Origin of the sequence: Psychrobacter sp. AOP7-B1-25 (assembly GCF_052376195.1) — a bacterium.
Taxonomy (GTDB): Bacteria; Pseudomonadota; Gammaproteobacteria; order Pseudomonadales; family Moraxellaceae; genus Psychrobacter.
This window is the reverse complement of record NZ_JBQSVK010000001.1, coordinates 46,027-59,644: the sequence shown is the minus strand read 5'-3', so window position 1 is coordinate 59,644 and position 13,618 is coordinate 46,027. Positions and strand designations below refer to the sequence as shown.

General features: G+C 34.9%; 8 protein-coding genes. 4 read left to right on the top strand and 4 right to left on the bottom strand.

Translation table 11 applies throughout. The features are described from left to right. Positions 1-23 precede the first annotated feature (23 nt). From ACT3QR_RS00255 to ACT3QR_RS00240, 4 genes are all read right to left on the bottom strand, one after another. A complete protein-coding gene (locus tag ACT3QR_RS00255) occupies positions 24-377 on the bottom strand; it encodes a hypothetical protein (RefSeq protein WP_444519411.1) in 354 nt (117 codons plus the stop codon). Positions 378-451: 74 nt separating this feature from the next. Continuing rightward, positions 452-5,125 (bottom strand): hypothetical protein, encoded by a 4,674-nt coding sequence (locus ACT3QR_RS00250; protein WP_444519410.1) that lies wholly within the window; start codon positions 5,123-5,125, stop codon positions 452-454. 491 nt (positions 5,126-5,616) lie between these two features. Continuing rightward, the gene (locus tag ACT3QR_RS00245) at positions 5,617-5,895 is read right to left on the bottom strand and encodes a hypothetical protein (protein ID WP_296173466.1); all 279 of its coding nucleotides are present in this window, start codon (positions 5,893-5,895) and stop codon (positions 5,617-5,619) included. Between the two features lie 226 nt (positions 5,896-6,121). Continuing rightward, entirely contained in the window at positions 6,122-6,331 is a 210-nt protein-coding gene (locus ACT3QR_RS00240) for a helix-turn-helix domain-containing protein (protein ID WP_020442990.1), read from the bottom strand. 136 nt (positions 6,332-6,467) lie between these two features. Between ACT3QR_RS00240 and ACT3QR_RS00235 the strand changes: the two genes are divergently transcribed. The 4 genes from ACT3QR_RS00235 (at position 6,468) to ACT3QR_RS00220 (ending at position 13,618) form a co-directional block, all read left to right on the top strand. Further along, entirely contained in the window at positions 6,468-6,683 is a 216-nt protein-coding gene (locus ACT3QR_RS00235) for a hypothetical protein (RefSeq protein WP_021813684.1), read from the top strand. A gap of 2 nt (positions 6,684-6,685) precedes the next feature. Next, the gene (locus ACT3QR_RS00230) at positions 6,686-7,861 is read left to right on the top strand and encodes an Arm DNA-binding domain-containing protein (RefSeq protein WP_444519409.1); all 1,176 of its coding nucleotides are present in this window, start codon (positions 6,686-6,688) and stop codon (positions 7,859-7,861) included. 118 nt (positions 7,862-7,979) lie between these two features. Continuing rightward, positions 7,980-10,535: a hypothetical protein gene (locus ACT3QR_RS00225; RefSeq protein ID WP_444519408.1), complete on the top strand. Its 2,556-nt coding sequence runs from the start codon at positions 7,980-7,982 to the stop codon at positions 10,533-10,535. A gap of 2 nt (positions 10,536-10,537) precedes the next feature. Then, complete coding sequence (locus tag ACT3QR_RS00220; protein ID WP_444519407.1) at positions 10,538-13,618, top strand: tyrosine-type recombinase/integrase; 3,081 nt, start codon at positions 10,538-10,540, stop codon at positions 13,616-13,618.

The window sequence follows — 13,618 nt, the reverse complement described above, 5'->3', positions numbered from 1 at the left end:
TTTCGTGCGAGATTATTTACTACCTATTGAGGTATTATGTAATCAGCTACTGCTTCGTCTAAACTTTTAGAGTCTTTATCGCCCTCTATTCTTGAATATCGAGGATTTTCACAATTCACATTAATAATGCCTCTAAATTCGCTCATTTTACCGTTAGCTGTTAATGCTACTAACATAGTTGATGGTATATTTTTTTTAGCGCCAATATAACTCTCAACAGTCATTGGATAGGCTGTCCAAAGCGTTGAATAAACGCCTTCATGTTTGTCATCAAGTATAGTTATACCTTTAGGAAAACTAGGCGCTGCTATAGCAACAGTAGAGATAAGAGATGAAAGTGTTAGAACAGCTATAGATAGTAAAAAAGGCGATTTCATAGTCGCTCCAATAGTAGGATTAATGTTACTCAATTATTGCTCAGTAAATACAGCATAATAGAAGTCGTTAAACGCTAGCTAAGCAACCCATCTTCAAGATGCTTAGAAGCCTGTCTAACTGCATAGCCATCTGATTTTAATAAGTTATCCCAAATATCTAAGCATATATTCAAAATATCATCATCTTCATCATCAACCGCTTCATCATATATTCTTTGCAATATTTTAGTTAATTTATCCATTTCACTATGAACACTCTGTTTAGACTCATCAGATAAAGTAGTTGTAGTTATTTCAGAGAATAGCTGTAATAACATACTTTTATAGCCTTCTAGATCTAAGACATGATTCTCTAAAGCATAAAATAAGTGATATAGCTGTGTATGTGCTATTTGAGAATTCATGTAAATATCTACCAGTTCCTTAGTGGCTGCTTTATTCCAAAAGTTCTTTTCTCGAATAGAAAATAGCAATTCATCTCTCACTTTCTGCGAGCTATCATTGACTAAGGATCTGTACATATCAACTAGTTTGTGTTCTTGCTCTGCATAATCATCTGTTATTAACAATTGAGCTAGAACTTGAGCAATTCCTAACTTAATTGACTCATCGGCTGTTAAAATAGATGATAGTTCACTTTCAAATAAATCGTTAAAGAAGTAACGGGCGAAAATTTGTGTACCAGCCTGCTTACGAACCTCTTCATATTCAGAAGTAAGCATGAGTTTAACTAATGCTACATATTGATATTGAAATTCATCAATAAAAGCAAAATTGAAAAAATAGTGAGCATAATGAGCGCAGCTCATACGTAAATCAGCATGACATAGTTCTAAAAATTTTTGTAAAGCGTATTCTGTATCATAATTCAAAAAAGGAGCGAGCAGTTCAACTACAACAATTTTCACAGCTGGGTGCGAGTCGTTTATAGCAGAATCAATCAAACTTAGATTATTCCGTGCATACTCTTCGTTATCCCAAAATATTTTGGCAATACCACTGTATGCAATACCTCTATAACAGTTTATAGAATTTTGCATTAGACTATCAGCAGTAGTATGCTCAGCATCATCTCCTTCTTTAGGGTTATATACATTGAGCTTGTTATTACCAGGATTAGATGAGTGAAGAGCGATATCGATAAGTTTATCCAACATATCAGAGTAATTTATAATTTTTGGAGTATCTGCTAATAATCTTGTAAGTGCTTGACTCTCATCAAAATCTCCAAAATGTCTAATAACTTCATAACGAAGGTCTAACGGGCAGGGTTGCCAGTTTTCCTTAAAACCTTCAGCTAAATTAGATGAGTTATCATCTGCTAATCCATAGCAAATACTTTCAATAAACTCTTTGTTAATGTCTTTTGGCAGTGCTAATGCTAGCCTTGCAAACCTCTCAGGTTCGTTTTTCACTGCTGTACTTAGACTAGTAGCAAAAGCCCATGTGCTTGACTCTTTTCCTATTAAACCTTTCCATTGCCTTTTAGTAGAGTTTAGCTTTTCATCTGGCGTTAGAATAAGTTTCATCCACGCTCTATCGGATAGGGTATTAGGTTCAGGTAAGGGAGATGTGACCGCACTAGCCATTCCTACAGAGTTTCCAGAGAAAAAATTTCTCGTATTAAATTTCTCAAATCGTCTTTCTAAAACATTATTTAAATCTATAGACTCCTCACTAACTCGATTAACATCCAGTTTTTTTAATAAAAAGTATTGCGCTTCTCCCCAATAACTACTATCAAAATATCCATGTCGTCTAGATTCAAAATAACAGCCAATACTCTCTATCTTTTTACTAATACCAATATTTATTATATTCTTTTCAAGAACATTGAAAAGTTTATTAGAACAATGTGGCGAGAATTTTTCAATTAGTTTGCCAGTCAGTACCCATTTAGGTTCTTCATAATTATTTCCACATGCTAACCTAGCTTCTGGATTATCGAGTAGCCATTCAATAATACGGTCAGAGTACTCAACGGAGAGGTTCAATAGTAAGTGAGCCATTACATATTCAACTATTACATCTCTGTTTAATAAATGTGTACTTAATAACTGATATAGTCTTTGCTTATTATTTGTAAATTGTTCACCTGCTAATATTAAGATATCGAGTATATTTTCAATTAAGTGCTCTCGAGGTTTATTAGAGGAAAAACGTGACTTGTCGAGCCAAAAATACTTTTTTTCTGTAGGCACAACTTGGTTACTGACAATGCCAAATATTTTTGGCATTGTCTCAGCTAATAACTCTTCTGCTGAAGTTACTGAAAGCTCTTTTAAACCTTCAAGTTGATATTGATGCCAAGATTGTCGTAAAAGCGAAAGACTTGTCTGTTCAGTACTATTAGCTTTAGAAGAAGTTACGTTATTTTTATATTCTTCAAGCATTATGTTCAAAATGTCGAGCATTCTATATGGTTGCTTTTTTATTAAGCTTTCCCAAGAAATATTCCTTACACTACAACTCAACATCCAGAGTCTTTTCCGTACTGCAAACATCTCTTCTGAATCATCCTGAATGTTCCAGTTTAAAGCAGAGTAGCATCTATTATTCCACTCCTCAGATACGCCGATAAATGGGTTAATCTCCTTGATAACTATGTCGGACGCTTTGCCAGCTACAGAACTTAATAATCGAATAGCTAGATCAATTTGCGAGTCAGATCCATTTAACCATTCAGAAATCACATTTTTTTCTGATAGTATCTCAACCATTTGCGGGTTTCCAAAACAAGCATGGTCAATAAAAGGTTGACTTAATTCTTCATCGTTTATAAGGTTCATAATCAAATTACGCATAGGTGCTTTAATAGTTTCGACCTCACCAATCACATTTATAGCTAAGTACTTAATATGGAAACGAATATCAGTACTATTAAGCAAAGCTAAAACGTTTTGACAAAATAAAGATTGTCTATACTGAGATAACAATTTTAAAGCATATTTAATATGTTCTCTTCGAGTTAATGTCTGTTCAGACTTAGAACCAATCTCTTCAAGCAGCGCATCATTTGACTGTCTAGCAGTATCAAAGAGACGTTTTCCTAAGTGATAATCGAATAAAGCTTGATGCTGAAAGCTGATTTGATTCTCATGCTTATGCAATATACCTACAGAGATTAGTGCCTCTAATGCATTAGGGTTAGGATTGCTAAGCAAACTTATAGGTATAGAAAACTGCATGTTTTGGCTTGCTTTTTCTACAAAATTATCAACAATTGAGTTAGCCAAACTCATATCAGTTAATATTTTACTCAGCTGTTTTATTCTATCTTCCCAGTACAAGCGAGTAAGGTCTATCTTACTGGTGAAGTCTGGATTGTCATGATTATCTTTAATAATTCGTAAATATAAATTTAACCATATCGGAATTCTCAGAATAGACTGTTTAATAGGTGATAAAGAGTCATAGTTCTCATAAGGGTCTAAAATTTCTTTGACTTGCTCAGCAGGTAACTCTGATAATTCTATATGAGCAACCTTATCATTGAGATCCAATATCCAATGTTGCAACTGTGGATCTTCTTTTAAGTCAAAATCTCTACAGGCAAGTACCAAACAGATATCATGATTACTTTCTCTTAATTGAATAACTTGTCTAGCAATCTCCTGACATACTTGCAACGCATTACTAGAGTGATTCGCTGTCCAACGTATTGCATCCAACTGATCTAAGATAATGACTGCTTTTGTATTACCCGCAAAAGTATTTAAGCAGAATACAGGTGAATGAGTTAATCCTAAATCACGCCCAAATGTGTCCGCGTTTTTTTCAGGGCGATTTCTATCTAGTCGTATAGGCAAAGATATGTATTCTTGCTCATTAAGGTAATTACAAAGCTGTAGTAGAAAAGCACTTTTACCCATACCTGCTTCTGCTTTGAGTAAGGTTATAGGATAGCTATTCATGAATTCAAGGCATTCTTCGAGTTCCGAACGTTTAATTAAGCTATCCTCAATGAGGAAGGGTTTTATAGTGGATTGAAAGTCACAATTAATCCTTTTTATCTCGGAAAACACCCTTTCATCATTTTCATAAACTCTTAGATTAAATCCCCGCATCTGCATATCATTCAGTAGTTGGGATGTAGTGATTGGCAAACGGAGTCTATTAGAGCTTATGGGATAGTTTTCTATGAAATCAAGAACATTATTTGGTGTATCAAGAAATAACCGTTTAGCTATTTTAACGAGTTTGTTCTGTGATTCAGAGTTGTTATGAAAAGCAACAACTTCGAAGTATTTTAAAAAATTAATAGCTTTAAGAATATCAGGTTTTTTATCAATGTCTAAATCTAATCTATAACATAACTCTCTAAAAAGTTTACGACGTCTTTCACTTTGGTTTACCTGCTCTTTGATAAAATCTTGAGGATCATCAGTCGTATTTTTAGCACTCAAACTTAGATGAGACAATTGTGTGAAAGACAATGGAGAGACGATCTTAAAAGTACATTTATCTCTTTTAATTTGATAAAACGCTTTTTTTAGCACGCCAGCTTGATCAAGTCTTGATAATGTCCATACATCTGCATCACTATTGCTAGATTTACATTGATGAAACTCTCTGTGACCATCTATTGCGCGGATAATCAAATCTACGCCTATTTCATCTTTACCCAATGGCTCAATGGTAACAGAAGCTATTTCTTCTTCAGCTAGCCTTAATAATTGCTCAGCAACCCAGTTTGACTCATAGCTATTGCCAAACTTATCTGCGAACCCACCACCTTCTAATGCCATAGCTGAATTACCTTCATTAATACCAGTATGTTGAAAATAGTAGCATGAAAGGATGTTTAAAGAAGATAAATGTAGAAATCTTCAATCAAAAAAAACCAGAGAGCATTAGCAATCTGGTTATTAAGTACTCTTTAAATTATTACCTACCAACTGTAAGCTGCCCGCCAGAAAAACTGATACATGATTCGCAGAACCAAGATGATTGTTTTCTGATGTAAGGTATATCCGCTGGCACATCAAGTTGATACGGCCGTCCACAGTACTCACAGTGCACATTATCTAAGTAAGCCTGGCACTCCGCTAGTACGCCAAACAAAATATGATAATCGATATGGTATTGTTTGCAGAGTATTTCTATATGCTCTACATACCGCCCATCATGGCCGTATGCCCAATAGTCTTCACATAGTTGTATGTCGGACTGATCTGCATTAGCGCTAAAAATAAGTTTTAAGCTCATGGCTATCTCCAAACCAAATAATTAACGTTAATCACAACGAATAAGAAATCTCGTAATGATTCATAATGGCCAAAAATTTGGTCTCAAGATTCGTTAAGGTATAACGATTCAGCGCTAATCCTTCATTTAGCTCTCGTTGCACCCATATCCTAACCGCTTCATCATTATAAAAAATGGGGTTAACACCTAGCATCTTTGCTAACTGTGAACCCTGTTGTATTTGCAGGTTTACCATAAGTTTGGTAGATAGCGATATCGCTTCGGCGCTTAGCCAAATTGAAGCATGCGGCGGTTTAATAAATGTGTTCATGGATAATCTCCTGTAGATTAATATTCATTTCCGTTAGTCGTAATGACTTTCTACAGATTAAATTATACATACATTTTGAGCTATTACAACTTAAAATAACCTTCTATAGAGCTTTTTATTACTTAATAGAACCTTTAACTTATTTGAGAGCTATAGTTTGCTGCGTATTATTTGGCGTAATAACTGATAAGCGCAGTATTATCTTGTGTTCTAAAAGGAGGAAGGTTTATTGTTCTTCCTTAACTATCTCATAAAGGTCGCCCACTTCAATATCCAAATATAAACATAGCTTCTCTACAACTTCTAGATCCACTCTTGTCGCTTCTTCGTTATACATACGTGTGATTGTGCCTCTATTTACATCCGTATCCCTAGACACATCAGCAATCTTTAACCTTTTCTCACCCATAATTCTAGATAAATTACACTTCACCATAACCTCCTCCATAATAAAATTACCTACTGTAGATAAAAATGTCTTGTAAAAGATTATTTTTAGTGTAAATTATGTTCTATAGCAGGTCATAAAGCTATCAGATAATAACACTTTAATCTTTAGTAAGGATTTTACTATGAGTTATACCTATTTAACAACCGAAGAGCTGTCACAACGCATTAAATATGACAGCAAGACTATACGCAATCAACTTAAGGATGCAGTATTCATTGAGGGCGTTCATTACATCAAACCATTTGGTGGCCGCAAGATTCTTTTTATTTGGCAAAAAATAGAAGAACTCATGCTGACAGGCTATGACGATAACATTCCATTTGCAGCGGGAGCGTAATCATGGCGAGTATCAATAGCCGTAATGGCAACCTGTATATAGATTTCCGATATATAGGTCAACGTTGTAGAGAGCAAACCTTACTGGCAGACACTAAGCCTAATCGAAAGCGTCTAGAAAATTTCGTTAGCAAGATGGAGGCAGACATTCAATTAGGTAGTTTTCGATATGAAAACTATTTTCCGCAAAGTAAAAAGCTTGAGCAGTTTCAAAGCTTAGAGCTTATGAAGTCAACGAATAGTCATAAGGACTCAAGCTCAGGCTTTGATAGTTTTAGCAAAGTTTGGTTAGAGGAGAAAAAGCCAGAATGGCGGGACTCTCAAATAAGTAATGTGGAAGATATATTTAGAATTTACCTAATTCCTCATTTTAGCAATTTACCGCTAAATACCATCAGCAAAGCCAAAATCATGACTTTTCGAGGCAAGTTAGTCAAAGATGGTAATAACGGACGAACTTTATCAGCGTCTCGCATTAATCATATCATGACGCCATTACGTATGGTGCTGACCGAAGCCTCTGAGCGTTTTGATTTTGACAGCCCTTGGAAGAATATAAAACCACTCAGTGAGCCTAAAAGTAATGTCAGTCCTTTTACTCTAGAAGAGGTCATGCTGATTATCAATAACGTGAGAGCAGATTATAAGCCTTACTATATCGTACGCTTTTTTACAGGTATGCGTACAGGTGAGATTGATGGCTTGCCTTGGAAAAATATAGATTTTGAGCGCCGACAAATCATCGTTGATCAAGCAGTCGTTAATGGTGTAATAGGCGAAACTAAAACCTCAGGTTCGAATCGTATCATTCAGATGAACCAACTGGTTTATGATGCATTAGTTGGTCAGCAGAAACTAACTAAACATCAAAGTGAGTTCGTGTTCTGCACAAAAGCGGGTACTCCTTTGAATCATCGTAATGTGACAAAGCGAGTTTGGTATCCGTTACTACGATATTTAGAGCTTGATAAGCGAAATCCTTACCAAAGTAGACATACGGCCGCGACGCTTTGGCTTGCTGCTGGTGAGTCGCCTGAATGGATTGCTGCGCAAATGGGTCATAGCAACACAAAAATGCTATTCACAGTGTATTCTCGCTATGTGCCAAACCTAACTCGTCAAGACGGAAGTGCTTTAGATAAGCTACTGATAGCACGAGGAATATTACAAAACATATGAACAACCCTATATTTAACAAAAAGACATCCAAACAGGTGTCTTTTTTTTGTTTTATCGCTGGATGCTTTATATAAATGGAGCTACAGTTAAGGAAATAGTTTGTAATGGTTACAGAACAATGGCTGATGAAGATAATCGCTCTAAAAATATCGAAGAATGGCTACAAAAAAACATTGTTGATTTTTCTGATCCTAATAGCGATGAAGCTTCATCCTTACTAATTGAGCTAAGGTTCTTGAAAAACACTTTGCCTGTACAATTTAAATCTGCCTTTAACAGGCAGTATAGTGCTTTAACTGAATGGATAAAAACAAAGGACATGGTTTCTACCTTAACTGAATCAGAGAAAATTCAGACATACGAAAGCGGTATTGACCAGAAAAACTTCCTGAAAAACTTAAAAACACGTCATAAATATCTCAAAAGTCTCTACCTCATTACTTTTTTAGCCAGTCGTTCAGACTCACCAAAAATAAATAGCATTCGTTCTCTCTACCTCTTTCTCTGTCTTAAAATGGTTGAGTTGACTGACTATGACAGTAGGATTGAAACCACACTTGATGAATGCCGATTTTTAACTAATAAAACCCGTGAGTTTTTGATCCCTTTCTTACCTGATTTAACGAAAATGGATAGCTTGGAGGATGTTCAGGATAACCTTATCCAAGCTCAAAATAACGATAATTACACCAGATGGCTTGATAACTCCCCTGATACCTTTAAGTCAGAAATAAAAAGGTATGGAAGCAAGTTACTGGATAAAAATACATTATTTCCTTCCAACGATGCTAGAAATGATATTAATGAGCGTATAGCCCAATATCTTTATGAGTATATTCTACCGATTGAAAACTACTTCAAAAATGATTCTGGTATTACTCGAGTAACCAGCACCCCTTATCAGGTTGTTAGTGGTCCCTCATATTATGACGACACGACAGGAAACATAATCAATGATCTAGCAAATATCTCTGAATCTACAAGTAATACAGATGCTTTTGAAGCTGGTGAACGCCAAGATAATGAGCAGGAATCCTTTGAGCAAGTAACTATAGATAATCCAAGTAATTATTATTTAGATCTGGTAAAAGCAGAGGGCCAATCAAACAGTCGTCGAAAAAATGCTATGAATCAGGTCACTGATGTTAATACGGCACATGAAGACGAAATAAAAAGGTTGGTCGAATATATAGCTAGCAAACTAAGCAGACTTGATTTTTTATCTATTGATAAAGAGTACGAATATGAGCATGAATATGAAGAGGGAAAGTTTAAATTCGATATATCTGATCAATCCGCATTATATTTATACATGCTCTTACTGACAGGTATTCATGATATATATACTTCCGAACAGCTAAGGCATGGAGCTAACGGTTATCGCTACCAACTCACGTTTTGTCCAGTACGTAGCCATATCGATGATGACTGGGATAAATCGTTGTGTACCTATAAATTAAATAAGTCGAATAAGCCAGACAGGCTGTATCTTTTTATGCCGTCCCCGTTAGGTGCAATGCATATTGAAATGATTGAAAGTACTGATGATAAAATAAGAGACTCTATTCACGAACAAGCAAAAGAGGATCTCCGTAAACTCAATAAAGAGTTTGGAATAAGACTGAGCATAAATAAGGTTAGAAACTACTTACCGCACTATTTAGCTCAAAAAAATATAGATAAAGCGCTCATAGAGGTGTTGACTAACTGTCCTGTTCATCACCTCTCAGCACTACCTTACTATAATGTCAGTCAATATGATTTATATCGATGTCAACGAGATTATATGGATCACTTGATAGAGCTACTTGAAGATAAATATGATCCAAATCAAACTAAAATATATATGCTTTTTGAATTACCCGATGAGATATCAACAAATTATTGGAATAAGACTATAGGGAGCGCATTAGCTGTTAATGAGTTTAGACTAGAAGATATTGTAGTTAAACTAAGACAAAAAGTAGAAGCCGCTACTGTAGATTTAAAGTTAAACAACTTAGACTCATTGGTTTGTCTTCATAACGGCTTTATGGACTATCTATACGTTTTGATGTCTGTTGCAAGTGGTTATCGACCTGTTACTGAGCCATTTGGCAGGTTGTCAGATATAGATACCAGAACTGGAGTCTATTTTATTAGCGATAAGGAAGTGCAAGCTGACACTATTGGCAGATTCATCTATCTACCAAACACCGTATGTCAGCAAATCAAGGAGTATGAAAAATTTATTAAAAGTAATGGCATTCTTTTTAATAAGTTAGGAAATAATATTGGTCAAATATACATGGGTATTTTGGATAGTCATATTGGACTGATAAGTTATCTAAAATTAGATGAGATAACCAATACTGTTATTCAGTTGAAGTTAAACAAAGTATTCATAAAAGAGCGCATGTCACAATATATATTGCTACCTCTTAATTGGCATAGACATTTTATACGCTCGCTAAAAAATATACATATTGGCAAATATTCATACAACTCAGACCTCAATGAAAGACCAATTGGATATGACGTTATTAGTGCTTGGATGGGACATTCTGATGAACTGGGATTCAACTTTTACGACCCTTTTAGCGGTTTGAAACGATCTGAACTTAGAGAGTTTGCAAATACACTAGATGAGCTTATCAAAGGTATTGGCTTTACAGTCATTCAATTGGAGCGCTAAAGATGGCACGTCAAAAATCTGGTATCAAGATACGAGAAGAAAAACGAGATAAACTAGAAGAAAAGCGCTTTTCGTTAGCTTGCGAACTAATAGACAAACACATCGACCTGACAAAAATTGCAGCTTCTGAAGATAAACAGCGAGCGTTTGACCTAATGTGGCTAAAGTTTGATACTAATTTATCTACTAATAAATATTTTAAAGATGTTAAGAGATATTCTACCTCATACAATCACGCCGTAAAATACTGTCAAAGTCGAATAGAAGATAAAAATATTGATATAGGTTTTCCTAAACTTATCATTCAATCATCTCGTGCCAAATCTTTTCGTACACAAGAATGGTTCAATGATGGTAAGCGTATACTAGATTTTTATCTAAACTGGGCTAAAGGTTTAGAAAATAAAAAAACTGTTGATATAACTGTAAGTGATATCTTATTCACTCTAATCTTTCACAGTGCAATCCTAAAGGCTCCTGTACTACAGGAGATATTAGATCAAATAATTGGGAAACGTCTAAAAATTGAACAAATTTCAGGTTTGCCAACCATCACTGTGATCGTTAAGGACAAGGCTTATCATACAAATACTTATAAAGAGTCAAAAGCAGTACATCAAGCACAGGTTTTTATTTCTCCACTATCAGCTCATATTATTCAGTCTTATATCAAAGAGCAGAAAAATAACGTTATTGATCGTGATAGAAATCTCACAATATACAAACGGTATCAAAGCATACAACTAATACAAGCAAATCAGGGAAATAATATAGAACTTGGTTTGAAACGTTTTTTGATGGGTGCAGTCTATGTGCTAGAAAATCACTTCCTCTTCGATCTCCCTGAACATACTTGGTACATTATAACGGGTAAAGAAAACACCTATAGCTTGCCAACTTCCAATTGGCAGTCTCTGATCTATAATATTCAACATAATGAAAATCAGAAACAAGAAGAATTTAATAGCGTTTTGACTAACATGGATAGTAATAGCCATGTAGAAAGTAGTCCTTGCTTAGTAGTAGAGATAGCGAAGTTACTTAGGAAAGACGTTAAAGAAAATAATGCCAAATTATCTGAAAAGAAATTAATTAAAGAGCTAGATGAAATTTATAATCGATTAAAAAGTGATCAAAGCTCTTTACAAGAAAAGGCAATAGTTGGCTGGCTATTATTGAAAGCACGTACCTGTAAAGTAAGCAGTGTTCAAACCTATAGTAATACCATCACTAGTCGCTGGCTAGCACTTACTCAAGATGCAAACCTACAAAGTTATCAGGAAGAAGATTTTATAACGCTATACAGTGAGATGACTGAACTCAGTAAGACCACGAAAGCAAAGAATTCAGTCGCTACATTAATTAATGAAATACACCAATACATGGTTAAACACTACCATATAGAACCTATAGCTCCATTGATTACAAGCGATAAACCCCATCATAAAGTTGGTTATATATCAGAGCAGATGTTCCAAGCTATCCTTGATAGGATTAATAGCCTTACTACAAATGTAGATGAAAAACAGGCTTTGAGCTTAGCGTTAATATTAGGACATCGGTGCGGGCTGAGAATTGGTGAAATAGTTAAAATAAGATTGCGTGATGTAGCCGAAACTCAGAATTATCTAGAGATTAGAAATAATAAGTTTGGAAACAATAAAAGCCTCTCTGCTTTACGTCGTGTATTACTTGCACAACTCTTAACAGAGTCTGATATTAAGTTAATTAAGCGTATTTACATCAAACGTTCAGGCGATAAAGGTCAAACGCTTATAGCCAGCCAAGATGGCATGTCTTACAACGCTCAAACAATATCAAAAATGCTTACACATCTTATAAAAGAGGTTACTGGCTTAAGCTATCTTACTACACATCATCTACGTCATAGTTGTCTAACTAATTTTCAGTTAATGTCATTTTTATACGATAAAGACTATCAATTTAATGGCCATCCAGGTGCAACGTTTTTAAAAGGCTTGCTACCCTACGAATCAGCTCAAGCTGCTAGCATCATCAATCATTTCGAAACGAATCTTGCGTACAAGAAAATATATGCTTTGGCAGGAATAGCAGGCCACGCTACCCCTAGTACAACATTTTCATCATATGTACATTTTACGGACATTCAGGTGGGATTATTATTATGGCAGACCAATTTTAAACTAGCTATGAAGCACAATCAGATACTAAAAATACCGAGAAGACAAAAATTTGAAACTAAAAATATGCATTTAAGACTAAATGAATATCTCATTGATAAGCTTAAACTGCCTTATTTTCCGAAACCTATGCACAGTAAAATACTGAATGATGATTTTGATGAAAAAATTGTAAAAGTTAAGAAATATTCTTTCGATGAAGTACATCAAGTTCTTGAAGCTTATACTCAGAAAGGTGATTATGAGAACCTCATGCATATCTATGATGTCAGTCAAGAAACTGTTGAAACATGGCATCGTAATGCAAAGCGACTAAGAGACGATTTAGAGTTTCAAACTAGGAAAGGCAACCCTAGGTTGTTTGATATCAATAATAAAGGAGGCTTATTACCTGTTAAGGATAGATATGATGATGATAGAAGAATCATGATGCAAATGACGGAAAAATTTCGTAGCCTTTACTTAGAGAGTGAGGACAAAAAACATATCCATCAATTTATATATCATACACTTACTCACTCTCAATATAATAAAAATTTTATTATATTTAACTGCGCAGTAGACCTCTATAACTACCTTCAAGTTATTCGTAAACTAGTCTATAAAAAAGATATTCGACTGAGCTACTACAACTATGCACAAGCTGCCGAAAAAGATCAGAATAATTGGAACGACGCTTTAAAAGATATACCTATTTCACAGAGAATAAATATGGATAATGAGCAAGAAGAGAATTTTTGCCAAAATCGAAGGCAGATCCGAGTAGAGCTCTCACTCGCTAGTCAGACTGAAGTTACAAGAATTCAAAATAGGGCAAACTCTGTTATACCTATAAAGCAGTGGAATGTGAGGACAATACAAATATTTTGTCACTATGTATTCATTATGATGGGTGACAGAATTAATAAGGAAGTAGCGTAA

Coding starts and splice junctions, on each gene's coding strand:
- ACT3QR_RS00255 (WP_444519411.1), bottom strand. CDS start 377: ATGAAATCGCCTTTTTTACTATCTATAGCTGTTCTAACACTTTCATCT.
- ACT3QR_RS00250 (WP_444519410.1), bottom strand. CDS start 5,125: ATGGCATTAGAAGGTGGTGGGTTCGCAGATAAGTTTGGCAATAGCTAT.
- ACT3QR_RS00245 (WP_296173466.1), bottom strand. CDS start 5,895: ATGAACACATTTATTAAACCGCCGCATGCTTCAATTTGGCTAAGCGCC.
- ACT3QR_RS00240 (WP_020442990.1), bottom strand. CDS start 6,331: ATGGTGAAGTGTAATTTATCTAGAATTATGGGTGAGAAAAGGTTAAAG.
- ACT3QR_RS00235 (WP_021813684.1), top strand. CDS start 6,468: ATGAGTTATACCTATTTAACAACCGAAGAGCTGTCACAACGCATTAAA.
- ACT3QR_RS00230 (WP_444519409.1), top strand. CDS start 6,686: ATGGCGAGTATCAATAGCCGTAATGGCAACCTGTATATAGATTTCCGA.
- ACT3QR_RS00225 (WP_444519408.1), top strand. CDS start 7,980: ATGGCTGATGAAGATAATCGCTCTAAAAATATCGAAGAATGGCTACAA.
- ACT3QR_RS00220 (WP_444519407.1), top strand. CDS start 10,538: ATGGCACGTCAAAAATCTGGTATCAAGATACGAGAAGAAAAACGAGAT.